The 15,583-nt window shown below is 68.5% G+C and carries 13 protein-coding genes; 7 read left to right on the top strand and 6 right to left on the bottom strand.

Features of this window, described 5'->3' with window-relative positions; genetic code table 11:
* Positions 1 to 28: 28 nt before the first annotated feature.
* A complete protein-coding gene (locus tag AC3A6M_RS13980; RefSeq protein ID WP_487853319.1) occupies positions 29 to 466 on the bottom strand; it encodes a carboxymuconolactone decarboxylase family protein in 438 nt (145 codons plus the stop codon).
* Positions 467 to 588: 122 nt separating this feature from the next.
* Between AC3A6M_RS13980 and sigJ the strand changes: the two genes are divergently transcribed.
* Positions 589 to 1,479 (top strand): RNA polymerase sigma factor SigJ, encoded by an 891-nt coding sequence (gene sigJ / locus AC3A6M_RS13975; RefSeq protein WP_487853318.1) that lies wholly within the window; start codon positions 589 to 591, stop codon positions 1,477 to 1,479.
* A 19-nt stretch (positions 1,480 to 1,498) separates the two neighbouring features.
* On the opposite strand, the gene AC3A6M_RS13970 is transcribed toward sigJ, so the two are convergent.
* On the bottom strand, positions 1,499 to 3,796 hold the full coding sequence (locus AC3A6M_RS13970; RefSeq protein ID WP_487853317.1) for a GH92 family glycosyl hydrolase: 2,298 nt from the start codon (positions 3,794 to 3,796) through the stop codon (positions 1,499 to 1,501).
* 5 nt (positions 3,797 to 3,801) lie between these two features.
* The gene (locus AC3A6M_RS13965; protein ID WP_487853316.1) at positions 3,802 to 6,141 is read right to left on the bottom strand and encodes a GH92 family glycosyl hydrolase; all 2,340 of its coding nucleotides are present in this window, start codon (positions 6,139 to 6,141) and stop codon (positions 3,802 to 3,804) included.
* Between the two features lie 174 nt (positions 6,142 to 6,315).
* On the opposite strand from AC3A6M_RS13965, the gene AC3A6M_RS13960 reads away from it, so the two are divergent.
* From AC3A6M_RS13960 to AC3A6M_RS13940, 5 genes are all read left to right on the top strand, one after another.
* Positions 6,316 to 6,837 carry a GNAT family N-acetyltransferase gene (locus AC3A6M_RS13960; RefSeq protein ID WP_487853315.1) on the top strand — a complete coding sequence of 174 codons (522 nt, stop codon included), beginning with the start codon at positions 6,316 to 6,318 and terminating at the stop codon, positions 6,835 to 6,837.
* A gap of 158 nt (positions 6,838 to 6,995) precedes the next feature.
* Complete coding sequence (locus AC3A6M_RS13955; RefSeq protein WP_487853314.1) at positions 6,996 to 7,637, top strand: prepilin-type N-terminal cleavage/methylation domain-containing protein; 642 nt, start codon at positions 6,996 to 6,998, stop codon at positions 7,635 to 7,637.
* Positions 7,638 to 7,880: 243 nt separating this feature from the next.
* Positions 7,881 to 9,140 (top strand): YaiO family outer membrane beta-barrel protein, encoded by a 1,260-nt coding sequence (locus AC3A6M_RS13950; RefSeq protein ID WP_487853313.1) that lies wholly within the window; start codon positions 7,881 to 7,883, stop codon positions 9,138 to 9,140.
* Positions 9,134 to 11,530, top strand: a complete 2,397-nt coding sequence (locus AC3A6M_RS13945) for an LTA synthase family protein (RefSeq protein WP_487853312.1) — start codon at positions 9,134 to 9,136, stop codon at positions 11,528 to 11,530. The genes AC3A6M_RS13950 and AC3A6M_RS13945 overlap by 7 nt, the downstream gene beginning before the upstream one ends.
* The gene (locus AC3A6M_RS13940; RefSeq protein ID WP_487853311.1) at positions 11,527 to 12,492 is read left to right on the top strand and encodes a hypothetical protein; all 966 of its coding nucleotides are present in this window, start codon (positions 11,527 to 11,529) and stop codon (positions 12,490 to 12,492) included. Before AC3A6M_RS13945 ends, AC3A6M_RS13940 begins: the two co-directional genes overlap by 4 nt.
* Here AC3A6M_RS13940 and AC3A6M_RS13935 read toward each other — a convergent pair.
* The 3 genes from AC3A6M_RS13935 to AC3A6M_RS13925 are packed head-to-tail and all read right to left on the bottom strand — an operon-like array spanning position 12,489 to position 14,336.
* A complete protein-coding gene (locus AC3A6M_RS13935; RefSeq protein WP_487853310.1) occupies positions 12,489 to 12,971 on the bottom strand; it encodes a universal stress protein in 483 nt (160 codons plus the stop codon). The two genes, AC3A6M_RS13940 and AC3A6M_RS13935, sit on opposite strands and share 4 nt — an antisense overlap.
* Before the next feature lie 9 nt (positions 12,972 to 12,980).
* Complete coding sequence (locus AC3A6M_RS13930) at positions 12,981 to 13,418, bottom strand: universal stress protein (RefSeq protein ID WP_487853309.1); 438 nt, start codon at positions 13,416 to 13,418, stop codon at positions 12,981 to 12,983.
* 48 nt (positions 13,419 to 13,466) lie between these two features.
* The gene (locus AC3A6M_RS13925; RefSeq protein WP_487853308.1) at positions 13,467 to 14,336 is read right to left on the bottom strand and encodes a MaoC/PaaZ C-terminal domain-containing protein; all 870 of its coding nucleotides are present in this window, start codon (positions 14,334 to 14,336) and stop codon (positions 13,467 to 13,469) included.
* A gap of 114 nt (positions 14,337 to 14,450) precedes the next feature.
* Here AC3A6M_RS13925 and AC3A6M_RS13920 point away from each other — a divergent pair, with 114 nt between their 5' ends.
* Positions 14,451 to 15,578, top strand: a complete 1,128-nt coding sequence (locus AC3A6M_RS13920) for a branched-chain amino acid ABC transporter substrate-binding protein (RefSeq protein ID WP_487853307.1) — start codon at positions 14,451 to 14,453, stop codon at positions 15,576 to 15,578.
* Positions 15,579 to 15,583: the final 5 nt, after the last annotated feature.

The following is a 15,583-nucleotide window of genomic DNA, read 5'->3' as shown; positions in this document are numbered from 1 at the left end:
GGTAACCGGGCCGCCCGCCTTACCCTTCCTACGCCGCCGGCTGCGCGCCGAATCCGACCGCCAGCCGGTTCCAGCTATTGATGGCCGCGATCGCCAGGCTCAGGTCGACCATCTCGCGCTCGCTGAACTGTTCCCGCAGCGCCGCATAATCCGCGTCCAGCGCCGGCTGCTGCGACAGCCGGGTGAGGGCTTCGGTCCAGGCCAGGGCCGCCCGTTCGCGCGGCGTGAAGAACGGCGTCTCGCGCCACACGGCCACCGCGTACAGGCGGCGTTCCGATTCGCCGGCCTGGCGCGCATCCGTGGCGTGCATGTCGACGCAGTAGCCGCAACCGTTGATCTGGGAAGCGCGCAGCTTTACCAGCTCGAGCAGGCTGTGCTCGAGTCCGGTATCGCGAATATAGTTTTCGACGCCCAGCAGGGCTTTGTAGGCGGCCGGCGAGGCTTTGCCGAAATCGAGTCGTTGCATGGTGTGCTCCTTCAGTGGTGGATGAATACCTCCCTTAGTCGAAGCGGCACGCCGGTTTGTGACAGGTATGATGGAAGCCGCATCGCCTGTCACAAACCGGAACCCTGCAGCGTCTAGGCCACATGGACACGACAATCGACATTTTCCAGGCCCTGCGCCCGCGCCTGTTCGGCATCGCCTACCGCATGCTGGGCGTGCGCGCGGACGCCGAGGACATCGTGCAGGAAGCCTGGCTGCGCTGGCAGCACGGCGGCGAAGAGGCGCGCATCCCCGAAGCCTGGCTGGTGACCGTGGTCACGCGCCTGAGCATCGACCGCCTGCGCGGCGCCATCGCCGAGCGCGAACGCTACGTCGGGCCCTGGCTGCCCGAACCGCTGGTCGAGGAAGCGGCCGGGTCCCCGGAGGCGGCGCTGGAAGCCGCCGGCGACATCTCGACCGCCTTTCTCCTGATGCTGGAACGCCTCGGCCCCGAGGAACGCGCGGTGTTCCTGCTGCACCAGGTGTTCGAGTTCGGCTACGACGAGGTTGCCGCGATGGTCGGCAAGACCGGGCCGGCCTGCCGCAAGATCCTGCAGCGGGCGCGCGAGCGGGTGCGCGCGGAGCGGCCGCGTTTCGCGGTCGGGCGCGAACAGCACCTGGCGCTGCTGGGCAAGTTCATCGAGGCGGCGCGCTCGGGCGTGCCGGAGCGCGTACAGGCCTTGCTGACGGAGGACGCCGCCTACATGGGCGATGGCGGCGGCAAGGCGAAGACCACCGTGCGCAAGGTGCTGGGCGCGGAGCGCGTGGCGCGCCTGGTGGTGGGCATCGAACGCAAGTGGACCGATGGCGGCAGCCACCAGCTGGTGCAGGTGAACGGCGCGCCCGGCCTGCTGACCTGGCGCGACGGCCAGCCGGATTCGGTCACCACGCTGGCGCTGCGCGACGGCCGCATCGCCGCGATCTACGTGGTGCGCAATCCCGACAAGCTGGGCGACCTCGCGCGCCTGCGCGCGAGCAGGGGCACGACATCGTAGCAGGCGCCGGCGCCCGCGCTCAGCGGCGCTGCGCCGCCGGGTCCGTCGAGAAGGAATAGGGCGCGTCCGCCGGATGCGTGCCGCGCTGCAGGTTGGGCTTCGCGGACATGCTGAAGTCGAGGCGCGCGCCGCGCATCAGCTCATCGTGGCCGACCCAGTTGCGGCTGGCCGGCTTGCCGTCGATGCGCAGGGCGTCGACGTAGCGCCGTTCGTCGCTGTTGCCGGGCGCGCGGATCGTCACCTTGCGGCCGTTCTCCAGGTGCAGCACGGCTTCCGGGAACAGCGGCGCGCCCAGCGCGTACTGCGGGACGCTCGGCGTGACCGGGTAGAAGCCCAGGCTCGAAAACACGTACCAGGCCGAGGTCTGGCCATTGTCCTCGTCGCCGCAATAGCCGTCCGGCGTGGCGCGGTACAGGCGGTTCATCACTTCGCGCGCCCAGTACTGGGTCTTCCACGGCGCCCCGGCGTAGTCGTACAGGTAGATCATGTGCTGGATCGGCTGGTTGCCGTGGGCGTACTGGCCCATGCCGGCGATCTGCATCTCGCGGATCTCGTGGATCACCTGGCCGTAATAGCTGTCGTCGAACACGGGCGGCAGGCTCCATACCTGGTCCAGCTTGTTCACGAAGGCCTGGCGGCCGCCCATCAGGTCGACCAGGCCGGCCACGTCGTGGAACACCGACCAGGTGTAGTGCCAGCTGTTCCCCTCGGTGAAGGCATCGCCCCACTTGAACGGGTTGAACGGCGCCTGGAAGCTGCCGTCGCGGTTCTTCCCGCGCATCAGGCCAGTCTCCCTGTCGAACAGCTTGCGGTAGTTGAGGGCGCGCTCGGCATACACCGCGATCTCCGACTGCGGCTTGCCCAGCGCCTTGCCGAGCTGGTAGATCGCGAAGTCGTCGTAGGCATATTCCAGCGAGCGGGCCGCGCTTTCCTTCAGGCCGCCGTCGTAAGGGACATAGCCGAGCCGGTTGTAGTCCTCGACCCCGGCGCGGCCGACGGCCTCGATCGGGCCGGCGTTGTTCGCGCCGTGCACCAGCGCCTGCCACAGGGTCTCGACGTCGTAGCCGCGCAGGCCCTTGACCCAGGCTTCCGACACCACCGAGGCCGAGTTGTTGCCGACCATGACGCTGGCGTAGCCGGGGCTGGACCATTCGGGCAGCCAGCCGCCTTCGCGGAAGTCGTTCGCCAGGCCTTCCTGCATCTCGCGGTTGATCGACGGGTACATCAGGTTGAGGAAGGGGTAGAGGGCGCGGAAGGTGTCCCAGAAGCCGGTGCCGGCGAACATCCGTCCCGGCAGGATCTTGCCGTTGTACGGGCTCCAGTGGACCGGCTTGTTGTCCGCGTCCAGTTCATAGAGCTTGTTCGGGAACTGCACCATGCGGTACAGGCTGGAATAGAAGGTGCGCCGCTGGTCGATGCTGCCGCCTTTGACCTCGACCTTGCCGAGCACCTCGTTCCAGCGTTGCGCGGCCTTGGCGCGGGTGGTGTCGAAATCGTCGTTGCCGATCTCGCGCGCCAGGTTGCGCTCGGCCTGTTCCAGGCTGATGAAGGAAGAGGCCACGCGCATGCCGACCTTTTCCCCGGCCTGGGTCGCGAAGCCGACGATGGCGCCGGCGTGCTGGACCTGGGCTTCCTGGGCGCCGGCGACCAGTTTGTCGCCATCCCACACTTCGCCGCTCTTGAATGGCCTGTCGAACTGGATCACGAACCAGTTGCGGAAGTTGACCAGCGGTCCGTAGGCGTAACGGGTCGAGTAGCCGACGATCTTGCGCTCGGCCGGCAGGATCTTCACGTACGAGCCCTTGTCGAAGGCGTCGATCACGACCCAGGCCTGCTCGGTCTTGGGGAAGGTGAAGCGGAACTGGGCCGCGCGCTCGGTCGGCGTGAGTTCGGTGGTGACGTCGCTGTCGGCCAGGTAGACGCGGTAGTAGTCGGGCCTGGACAGCTCGGCCTTGTGCGAGAACCAGCTGGCGCGCGCGTCCTGCGTGAAGCGCTTGGCGCCGGTGACCGGCATGACGGCGAACTGGCCGTAGTCGTTCATCCACGGCGACGGCTGGTGGGTCTGCTTGAAGCCGCGGATCTTGTCGGCGTCATAGGTATAGGCCCAGCCGTTGCCCATCTTGCCGGTCTGCGGAGTCCAGTAATTCATCCCCCACGGCAGGGCGATGGCCGGGTAGGTATTGCCGTTCGAGAGCTCGGGCTTGCTTTGCGTGCCCATCAGCGGATTCACGAAATCCAGCGGCAGCGGACGGGCGGCGTCCGCGGCCTGGCAGGACAGTGCAGCGAGGGCGAGGGTGGCGGTAAGGAGAAGTCGCATCGTCGTCATTGGTAAGGAGTCTGGGTGTAGGGCCGGGCGCTCTTGTCCTTGCCCCAGGCGGTGTTGGGCGTGGCCTGCATGGTGAACACGAGTTCGCCGCCAGCCAGGATCTCTTCGTGGCGCAGGAAGCTGCGCGCCAGCGGCTTGCCGTTCAGGGTCACGCGGCCCACATACGGATTCGTGGCCGACAGGTGTTCGGCGCGCACCGTGAAGCGCTTGCCGTTCGGGAGGTTCAAGGTGGCGCGCTCGACGAAGGGCCGGCCGATCACGTATTCGTTGGTACCCGGCGCCACCGGATAGAAGCCCATCGCGGTGAAGGCCAGCCAGGCCGAGGTCTGGCCGAGGTCGTCGTTGCCGGCCAGGCCGTCCGGTGCATCCTTGTACTGGCTGGCGACGATCCGGGCCAGGCGGCCCTGGGTTTTCCACGGCGCGCCGGCGAAGTTGTACAGGTAGGCCACGTGGTGCGAGGGCTCGTTGCCGTGGGCGTAGTGGCCGATCAGGCCGGAGATGTCTTCCATGTGGGCGTAGACGTTGGCATCGATCTTCGCGTCGAACACCTGGTCGATCTTCGCCTGCAGGCCGGCATCGCCGCCCAGGAACGTCACGAGGCCCGCGTTATCGTGCGGCATATACCAGGAATACTGCCAGGCGCTGCCCTCGGTATAGTCGCTGCCGAAGTTCGACTGCACCGGATCGAAGGGGGTGCGGAATTCGCCGGTCGACTTGCGCGCGCGGACGAACCCGGTCTTCCGGTCGAACACGTTGCGCCAGTTCTGGGCGCGCTTGTAGTAGCGTGCGGCCACGTCCTGCCTGCCCATCTTCTCGGCCATGCGTGCGATGGTCCAGTCGTCGAAGGCGTACTCCACGGTCTTGGAGGCCGCTTCCAGTTCCAGGTCGATCGGCACGTAGCCGTACTTCATGTAGTGCTGCAGCCCGCCGTAGGGGCCGTACTCGGCGCTGGCCGTCATCGCGCGCAGCGCCTGTTCGGGGTCGAAGCCGCGGATGCCCTTCATGTAGGCGTCGGCGATGACCGGCACCGCGTGGTAGCCGATCATGCACCAGGTCTCGAGCCCGGCGAACTGCCAGACCGGCAGGATGCCGTAGGGGCTGGCCTGCTGCGAGGCGACCAGGGAGCGCACGAAGTCGGCGTTGCGCTGCTCGGGCTGGATCAGGGTCAGCAGCGGGTGCAGGGCGCGGTAGGTGTCCCACAGCGAGAAGGTGGAGTGGAAGCGGAAGCCGTCGGCCTGGTGCACCTGGTTGTCCGGCCCGCGGTACTTGCCGTCGCGGTCCATGAACAGGCTGGGCGCCAGCAAGCTGTGATACAGGCTGGTGTAGACCATGCGCTTCATCGGCTGCGGCGCTTCGATGTCGACCGCGCCCAGGGCCTGTTCCCAGGCCGCGCTGGCGTTGGCGCGTTCCTTGTCGAAGTCCCAGCCCGCCATCTCGTCCAGGTTGGCCAGCGCGCCATCCTCGCTGACCGCGGACACCGCCACCTTGACCAGCAGCGGCTGTTCGCCGAGGCGGCCGAAGTCGAGTGCCGCTTCCAGCGCCTTGCCTTCCACCAGAACTTTCTCGGACGGGCTCTTGCCGGGCGAGGCGAAGCCCTTGTATTCGACGCCTTCCTCGCGGTTCATCATCTGGTGCGACTGGAGCGGGCGCGAGAAGCGGATCGCGAAATAGAGCTGGCGGCCCGGCGCCCAGCCGCGCGTTTCGCGCATGCCGGTGAGCGTATCGCTGCCGCGCAGGCGCAGGCGCGACCACAGGTTCTTGCCGGCGTAATCGTAGATGCTGCTGCGCAGGTCGAGCACGACGCGCGCCTCCGCGCCCGGCTTGAAGCGGTAGCGGTGCAGGCCCACGCGCTCGCTGGCGGTGAGTTCGACGTCGACTTCGTTATCGAGCAGTTTCACCGCGTAATAGCCGGGCTCGGCATGCTCGTCCTTGTGCGAGAAGCGCGAGCGGTAGCCGCTGAACGGGCGCTCCGGATAGCCCGGCTCCAGTTTCAGCTCGCCGCTGGTCGGCATCAGCAGCACGTCGCCGAGGTCCGAGTGGCCGGCGCCGGAGAAATGGGTGTGCGAAAAGCCGAGGATGGAATCGTCCTCGTAGCGGTAGCCGGCGGCCCAGGGATAGCTCTGGCGGAAGTGGCGGACCTGGGTGTCGGGACTGAGCTGGATCATGCCAAAGGGACGCGTCGCCCCCGGGAAGGTATGGCCGTCGCCGCCGGTGCCGACGAAGACGTTGACCTCGGCCACGCGGGCGCCGGAAGCGTCCGGCGCGGCCCAGGCCATGCCGGCGCACAGCAGGGTGGCCGCCAGCGGGATGAGGGAAAGAGAGAGGCGCGTGCCCATTGTGTCTCCTTAGTGCAATTCATGAAACATAGCCCTAAACGTATCGGTCAGCAATAGCAGAGCTGGATGGGTGGCGAAGTTTCATGGCGTTTTACTAAACAGGACTCCGGGCAGGCTCCGGCATAATGCAGGCCCCATGACGAACCGCCGAGACTGCCCTCGATGCCGCCGCCGATGTTGCTCCCGATGATGCCGTACCCGATGATGTTGCGTCCGATGACCGAACAGGACCTGGACGGCGTGCTGGCCGTGCAGGCCGCCTGCTATCCGCCCGCCATGCAGGAGCCGGCCGCGGTGGTGCTGGCCCGGCTGCGCGCCGCGCCCGGCACCGCGCTGGTCGCCGGGGACCCGCGCGGCATCTGTGCTTACGTCTTTGCCTACCCGTCGAAACTCGGCAGGATCACGCCGCTGAACGCCGGCTTCGCGCCCGCTGCCGATGCCGACACCCTGTATGTGCACGATCTGGCCGTGCATCCGCGCGCACATGGGCGGGGATTGGGGCGGCGCCTGGCGCAGACCCTGCTCGGCGCCGCGCGCGGCCTCGGCCTGGCCCACGGCGCACTGGTCGCCGTGCTGGATGCGCGTCCGTTCTGGGAAAACCTGGGATTTTCGGAAACAGCGCCGGGGCAGGGCGCCCAGGCGCTTTCGACCTATCCCGGTCGGGCGGTATATATGTGTCGGCGAATTGACGGCTAAGCAAGAAGATTGTCGGTCTGTTCACGGAGTTGGCAAATATTCCATGCCTTGATGGCGTCTTTACGCAACAAACGCTGTAAATCCCGCACCTTGACGGATGCATTTCCTTTGTTTTGCATTATTATTGCTACAAGGAAATTCTGTTTGAAGTGGAAGTCATGCAAGGAAACAGCTGCTGTCCAAGGCGTCCAGCCCGTGGCTTCACGCTGGTCGAAGCGATGGTCGCACTCGCCGTGCTGGCCGTGCTGGCCGCGGTGGCCGTCCCGACACTGTCGGGCTGGCGGCTGGCGCGCGAGGCCGGGGCCGCGGCCGCTTTCTACAAGGAAGGCTTCCGCCTTGCGCGCGTGCAGGCGGTCGAGCATCACAGCGCCAGCCGGCTGGTACTCAGCGATAACGCCGTCACCGGCCAGATGGACTGGCGCGTCGACATCTGCTATCCGACCCCGACCACGCCCTGCAACGAGCGCAGCGGCAGCTGGTCGACGCCGGGCGCCGCGGCCGCCGGCGATCCCGGCCGGGCCAGGGGCTTCCGGTCCGTGGCGCGCAGCGCCGACAGCCTGGCCGCCACCAATGCCGTCATGCTGACCCTGAGCCCGGCGGACGCCGACGCCGTGTATTTCACGCCAATGGGCTGGATCGACGGCAGCGTCGCGCCGCGCATCGGCCGCATCGACCTGGCGCCGGCACTGGGCCGGCAGGGCGCCTTCAAGCCGCTGGCCGTGGTGCTGACCCCGGCCGGCACCGCCAGCGTCTGCGATCCGGGCGTTGCTCCACACGATCCGCGCGGCTGCCCGCCGTAGGCTTCCGGTCCATCCATTCGGCGACCCTGCGCTACCGAGGCGACGGCATCTTCATGCTGTTGGGGCGTGTTGTCGACCTGAGCAGGCCAGGCTTGAAATGAGGCCAGGTTTGAGGATTTTGCGCGACATCGGCATGCGCAAAAGCGTTGTTCGAGACGTGCTTTCCTTGACGCAATAGAGCAAGTCCGGCACAGTTTCGGCTGCGCGGACCGCCGCGCCGTCCACCTCCTGTCTGCCTCTTACATGCCCATCGATTTCCAGCTTCCCTCCGATCCGCCCGCACAGGTTCAAGCCGCCAGCGCAGCATCCTTCGACGACCAGTACGCGGCAGCGCGTGCGCTGGCCAACGGCGGCCAGCCGGAACTGGCGCTGGCAGCCTGGTCGGCCCTGCTGGCCCGTTCGCCGGGCAATGCCGACGTCCTGCTGGGCCGCGGTATCGTCTACGCGCGGATGGGACGCTGGAGCGAGTCCGAGGCGGACCTGCTCGCGGCGGCGAAGGCATCGCCCGATTACGCCGATGTATGGGAAGCGCTCGGCAATACTTACCGCTGGAGCGAGCAGCCGGCGAAGGCGCTGGGAGCGTATGAACGGCTGGTGGCGCTGCGCCCGCAGGACCCGGCCGCCCTGGTGGTGCGGGCACGCGCACTTCGCGCCCTCGGCCATGCGGCCCAGGCGCGTGCCGACCTCGAACGCGCGCGCACGCTCGGCGGCGATGCCGGCGAGATCGACAGCCTGCTGGACGGGCTGCAGCCGCGTCCCGCGCTTCCTTCCGCCGGCACGCCGGATGCGGCGGGCGCCGCCGGCTACGGCTGGGCGGCCGGCCTGTCCGCAGGCTGGACCGACCTCGGCAACGGCCCGCGCTGGAACGACCAGACCGCCAGCGTGCGCCGCTACACGTCGTCCGGCTCGCTGGCCTTCGAAGCCCTCCGCGCGCACCGCTTCGGCCGGCACGACGGCGCCTGGGCACTCGACGCCTACGCGACGCTGTGGGGCGGCGCCTATGCCAACCTGCGCTACCAGCACTCGGCCACCGCCCGCCTGTTCCCGGGCAACGCCGGCCGCATCGAGGTCTGGCAGGCACTCGGGCAGGGATGGGAAGCCTCGCTCAGCGACGACGTGCTGGGCTTCGATTCGCGCGTGAACATCTACGGCGCCAGCATCGCGAAGTACATCGGCAACTTCTACGTCCAGCTGCGCCACCAGAACATCGTGACGCAAGGCTCGCACAGCACCGGCGAGCGCCTGCTGGCGCGCTGGTACTACGCCGGCGACGGCGACAACTACCTCGAACTGAGCGCCAACAGCGGCCGCAGCGACGATCCGCTCAGCCTCTTGGGCGGGCGCGCCCGTTCCGGTGGCGGCGGCCTCGCCCTGGTGCGCTACTTCACGCCGCAATGGGGCGGCAAGATCGGCGCGACCTTCTCGCGCACCCACAGTGGCAACGGCGCCGGCGCCGGCGGCAACGAGCGCGGCCTGTCGTTCGCGCTGTACCACCGATGGTAGCCGTGGCCGACAAGGCGGCGGCTGCTCCGGTCGAGCCGGCCGGCCCCGTGCGCCGCGCGCTCGGCGTCGCCCTGGGCGAGGTGCTGGCTTGCCTGCCGGCCCTGATGCTGGCCTGGCTGTGCCTGCGCGTGGCCGAGAGCTGGCATGCCGCCGGCGCCGACATCAAGGTCTCCATCCTGTTCGGCCCGGCGCTGGCGAACGACCTGCTGTCGCTGCTTCGCTACGGCTTCGTGTTGGTGCTGGGCGCACCCTTGCTCGCGCTGCTCCCGTCCCGGCGCTCGCGCATGGTGCTGCTGGGCCTGTGCTGGTCGGCGCTGCTGGTCTTGCATGCTGTCCTGTTGCAGTACCACTGGGTCTCGGGCGCGCCGCTGGGCGCCGACCTGTTCGGTTACACCAGCGCCGAACTTGCGGCCACCGTCGGTGCCGGCTGGCGTGTCGATCCGGTGCTCGTGCTGTTCCTGGCCGCTTCGCTGGCAGTGCTGTGGGGCGCGCTGCGCGCTTGCGGGCGTCCGTGGTGGCCGCGTGCCAGCGCGCGCCGCGGCCTCGCCGCAGGCACCGCCAGCCTGCTGGCCTTCGTGTTCCTGCCCGGCCAGGTGGCGCCACCGGCCGCCCAGGGCGAGGCCAGCATCGACTACCTGCCGAACAAGACCGCTTATTTCGCCGACCGCTCGCTGGCCTACCTGGCGGGCGCGCCCGGCGCCGCTTCCGCCGGACTGCAGGCGGGGGAACTGCCCTGGACCGGCAAGGATCCGCGCTATCCCTTCCTGCGTCCGGATCGTACGCCCGATACGCTCGGCCCGCTGTTCGAGCGGCCGTCCGACGCGCCGCCGAACCTGGTCTTCATCATCGTCGAAGGCCTGGGCCGTACCTTTTCCGGTCCTGGTGCCCGCCTCGGCAGCTTCACGCCCTTCCTCGACGAACTGGCCGGACGCAGCCTCTACTTCGATAACTTCCTGGCCGGCCAGGGCCGCACCTTCGGCGTGCTGCCCACGGTCTTCGGTTCGCTGCCCTTCGGCGAGAACGGCCTGGCAGCGCTCGGCGACAAGATGCCGCGCCATGCCTCGCTGCTGAGCGTATTGAAGGCGCAGGGTTACCGGCTGAAGTTCTATAGCGGCAGCAACCTGGAATTCGATAACGAGGGCACCTTCCTGCGCCAGGAAGGCGTCGACCAGTTCGTCAGCGAGCGCGATATCGGCCCGCCGGTCCAGCGCAGCAACGAGTGGGGCCATGCGGACGGCGAGCTGGTCGATGCCGTCCTGCGCCGCGAGTGGCAGCAGCGCCAGGACGCGCCGTCGGTCTCGATCATCCAGACCGTCAGCATGCACGACCCCTTCACCTTCCCGGACAAGGCGCGCTACCTGGAGAAGGTGGGGCAGCGCCTGGCGCAGCTGGGCATCGCGCCGGATGCGAACCCGGGCTACGCCGCGCAACGCGAGATCTTCGCCAGCGTGCTGTACACCGACGACGCCCTGCGCCGCTTCTTCGAGGGCGCCGCGCGCCTGCCGGGCCATGCGAACACCATCTATATCGTCACCGGCGACCACCGCCTGCCCGAGCTGCCGATGGAGACCCGCATCGAGCGCTACCACGTGCCGCTGATCGTCTACTCGCCGCTGCTGAAGAAGCCGCGCGCGATCAAGTCCGTGTCCTCGCAATTCGATATTGCGCCCTCGCTGCTGGCCTACCTCTCGAAGAACTACGGGCTGAAGGCGCCGCAAGCTGCCACCTGGCTCGGCACAGGGCTGGACACCGAACCGTCGTTCCGCAACCTGCACGTGATTCCGCTGAAGCAGACCAAGACGGAGCTCAGCGACTTCGTATCGGGCTCGGTCTACCTTGCCCAGGGCCGGCTGTACGCGCTCGCCGACGGCATGCTGACCGACCGCGCGCCGGACGGCAAGGCGCTGGCCACCGCGCGCTCGCAGTTCCAGTCCTTCCTGCAGGCGAACGGCGTTGCAGCGCGCGCGTCGGCGCTGGCGCCGCCCTCCCACCTCGAACAGCTGGCGGCCTACCGCGACGAGCATCGCAGCCTGCGGAGCGTGGCGCTGGCGGCCGAAGGCGGCGTGGTCGGCGTATCCGGCCTGCGCCGCGCCGCCGCGCCGGGCGCGCAGGGCGAGGCCGTGATCGAAGCTACGCTGTCGAACCAGTCGTCGGCAGCGTCCCGGCCGTTCGTGCCGCTGCTAGTGGTCAGCGACGCCGGCGGACTGGAACTGATCGAGGCCTCCGGCGAGCTGACCACGCTGGACGCCGGCGGCTCGCTCCAGGTGGCGCTGCCGGCGAAGCTGGGCAAGCTGCCGCATGGTACCTATTACGTGTCGGTGATTCCTTCGCATCCGGAGACCGGGCGCTCGATCGGCATCGGCCAGTACCACGTGGAGATGAAGCTGTGAAGCGCCGGGCCGCCGCGTTACTGGCGGCCTTGCTGGCGGTGCCGATGGTCGCCGGCGCTACTGCTGCTGTTGCTGCTGCTGCGCCCGCAGCCGCCGACCGGCCCGGCCCGCGCGCGATCTGGACCTGGGAAGGAGAGTCCTATGCCATGCTCGAGAGCGAAGGCACGGCCGCGCAGGGCATCGCCTTCCTGAAAGCCAGGTCGATCGGCACGATCTACCTGTACGCGGACGCCTGGCGCGGCCGTCAGCTGATCGTGTCCGAACCCGGCCGCTACCGCCGTCTGCTGCGCCGCCTGCATGCCTGCGGCCTGAAGGTGTACGCCTTGCTCGGCTCCGGCTACCTGCATACCGAGCGCTACGTGCTGCCGCGCCACCGCGAGGAAGCCGTCGCGATGTTGCAGCGCGTGCTCGACTACAACCAGGCGGCAGCGCCGGAAGAACGCTTCGACGGCGTCAACCTCGACATCGAGCCGCACATCCTGGCCGAGTGGTCGACCCGCAAGATGGAATTGCTGGCGGGCTTGGTCGAGCTGTCGGATGCGCTGATGCGGGCGAAGACACAGTCGGGCCAGGACTTGCCTGTCGGGCCTGCGATCCCGTTCTGGCTGGACGGGATCGAGCTCGCGTGGAAGGGCAAGCGCAAGCCGGTCAGCCGGCATCTGCAGGACATCTACGACTACGTGGCCTTGATGGATTACCGCGACCATGCGGATGGCGCCGACGGCCTGGTCAGCCATGCGCTGGACGAGCTGAAGTACGGTGAGGAGATTGGCCGCCCGGTCCTGATCGGCATCGAGACCTTGCCGAACGAGATCCGCAAAGTATCATTCCACCACCTGGGCGAGGCGGACCTCGAGCGGGAGCTGGCTGCCACCTCGCGCAGCGTCGGCACGATGCGCTCGTTCGGAGGCTATGTCGTGCACCACTACGCGGCCTATCGCCGCTGGCTCGGCCTGGACTAAGGCGCGCCCGGAACGCCTGCGGCTCCGTTCGACGGCCCCCGCACCACCAGCACCGGAATCGCGCACAGCGCCAGCACTTTCCAGGTCTCGCTGCCCAGCAAGCGCGCGCGCAGGTTCGCGGCCAGGCCCGTGCGCCCGTGCGAGGCCATCACGATCAGGTCGCACAGTTGGTCGCGCGCCGTTTCGACGATGGCGACCGCCGGGCTCTCATGGTGGAGCATCAGGGTTTCGCAGGGCACGCCGGCTTCGGCGGCGCGGCGCGCGATCCAGCCCAGGGCGTCGGTGCCGGCCTGCTGGCGTTCGGCCAGCCAGGCGGCGCGCACCGCGTCGTCTTCGGCCAGCGGCCCCAGGCGGTCGGGCGGGGCCGCATGGAAACCGACGATGGAGCCGCCGCCCAGCTTCGCCAGTTCCAGCGCGGTGGCGAGGGCGGCGCTGCACAATTCGGTGCCGTCGGTGGGCACGAGGATGCGCCGGTACATGGTGCCTCCTCAGCGGTGCACCAGCACCGGAATCGTGCTGTGCACCAGCACCTTCTGGGTTTCGCTGCCCAGCAGCAGGCCCTTCAGGCCACGCCGTCCGTGCGAGGCCATCACGATCAGGTCGCAGCCCAGGCGCTGGGCGGCGCCGATGATGGCGGCGTAGGGATCGTCGTCGGTGACGTGCTCGGTGCGGCAGGCGACGCCGGCGTCGCGCGCGGCGTTCTCGATGTCGGCCAGGATGCGCCGGGCCTGCGTTGCGCTGCTGGCCGCGAACTGCTCGCGCGTGTCCTCCAGCATCTCGGTGTCCGTGCTCAGCACGTGGAACTCGGGCGTGGCGGTAAGGCCCACGACTTCGGCGCCCACTTCGCGGGCGAAATCGACGCCGGCCAGGATCGCGCGCTGCGACGCCTCCGAGCCGTCGGTCGGGATCAGGATGCGCTTGTACATGGTCATCCTCCTAGAATTTGCCGTTGCCGGCCTATTCAGTATAGACGGTTATGCGCATTGCATAGTTTGACCTGCGTCAAAACTGAAATGGCCCTCGACGGCAAGACTTCCGCCCGACTCGACCGTGTACTGGCCGGCCGCCAGGTCGGCCGCCAGCGCCGCTACGCCGCCGAGCGCGATCGGCGCGCGGAAGCGCCCGTCGAGCCGGGCCACGGGGCGCGCGCCGGCCCGTTCCAGTTCGGCGCAGGCCCGGCCCTGGGTGTGCATGCCGTGGATGATCGGCGTCTTCAGTCCCATCAGGCGTGCCGACCACGGCCACAGGTGGATCGGGTTCCAGTCGCCGGACAGCGCGGCATACGCGCGGCCGCCGGAGGGCGCCAGCGGCCAGCGCGCGAGCGGGGCCAGCGCCGGCGCCGGGCGCGGCGCATGCTGTCCGCCACCGCGCTTGCCGCGCACCACTAGGTAGGTGCTGCGGCAGGAAAACACCAGCGCGCCATCCTGGCTTGCGCGGGTGTCGAGCACGGCGTGTACGGCGCCGTTGGCGGCCGCCGGTCCGACCTGGACCCCGGTCACCAGCTCGAGCGCACGGCCGGGCGCGGGCTGGATGCCGGCGCTCAGCGCATTGTCGACGTGGATCGCGCCGGCCAGCCGGAACGGAAACGCAGTGTCCAGCATGGTCGCCAGGTGGGCGCGCTGGGCCAGCAGGTAGCAATAGGTCAGCGGCAGGTGGGTGCCGGTGAAGCCGAGCGCCTCGCGGTAGCGCGCGACCTGGGCGGCGTCGATCCGGGCGAGGCGGTAGCGGGTCGGTCCGGCGGCCGCGGCGGAACCGGCTGCGGGCGCGGCCCGCTTGAACAGGGCGCGCAGCAGGGTGGCGCCGGACATCGGCGGCAGGGGCAGGGAAGCGGAATGGTCGGGCATGGGCGCTATTGTGCCTGAAAGCCAGATGTTGCCATAAGAACCTTGTTTGTTATCGCCATCCGCTGTACCCTTATGGTTTGGTTATATAGAATCAATTATTTAGACGAGGATGGAATGAAGAAGTACGCGTTTGCCCTTGCTGCGTTATCGGCCGCCGGCCTGGCGCCGGCCCAGGAAGTCGTCCGCATCGGCCATGTGGCCGCCATGACCGGACCGGTGGCCCACTTCGGCAAGGACAGCGAAAACGGCGTCCGCATGGCGATCGAGGCCCTGAACGCGCGCGGCGCGACCATTGGCGGCCGCAAGGTGAAATGGCAACTGGCGCCGGAAGACGATGCCGGCGAACCCAAGCAGGCCACGGCCGCCGCCCAGAAGCTGGCCGACGCCAAGGTCAATGGCGTGATCGGCCACGAAACCTCCGGCACCACGATCCCGGCCTCGAAGATCTACTACGATGCCGGCATCCCGCAGATCACGGCCTCGTCCACCAACCCGCAGTACACGCGGCAGGGCTTCAACACCACCTTCCGCGTGGTGGCCAACGACATCCAGCTCGGCCGTGCGCTGGGCCGCTACGCCGTCAAGACCATGGGCGTGAAGCGTGTCGCCGTGATCGACGACCGCACCGCCTACGGGCAGGGCCTGGTGAGCGAGTTCGTCAACGGCCTGCGCCAGCAGGGCATGAACGTGGTGGCCAAGGAATTCACCAACGACAAGGCGACCGATTTCTCGGCGATCCTGACCCGCATCCGCGCCAGCAATCCGGACCTGGTGTTCTTTGGCGGGATGAACGCGGTGGCCGGCCCGATGCTGCGCCAGATGAAGCAGCTCGGCCTGAACGTGAAGATGATGGGCGGCGACGGCATCTGCTCGGACGAGATGCACAAGCTGTCCGGCGGCACCATGGCCGACGGCCAGGTCGTGTGCGCCGAAGCCGGCGGTGTCGAAGCATCGGGCAAGGCGGGCATGGACAACTTCCGCGCGGCCTACCGCAAGCGCTTCGGCATCGACGTCCAGATCATCGCCCCGTACTCCTACGACGCGACGCTGCTGCTGGCCGAGGCGATGGACAAGGCCGGTTCGTCGGCGCCGGCGAAATACCTGCCGGAACTGGCGAAGATCCACTACAAGGGCGTGACCGGCAACATCGCCTTCGACCCGCATGGCGACATCCGCGACGGCACCATCACCCTGTACACCTTCAAGGGCGGCCACCGCACCCAGATCGCGGTGACCAAGTAAGACTC

The sequence above is a fragment of the Telluria sp. Soil_C_11 genome (assembly GCF_057657395.1).
This window is presented reverse-complemented; position numbering and strand designations above follow the sequence as displayed.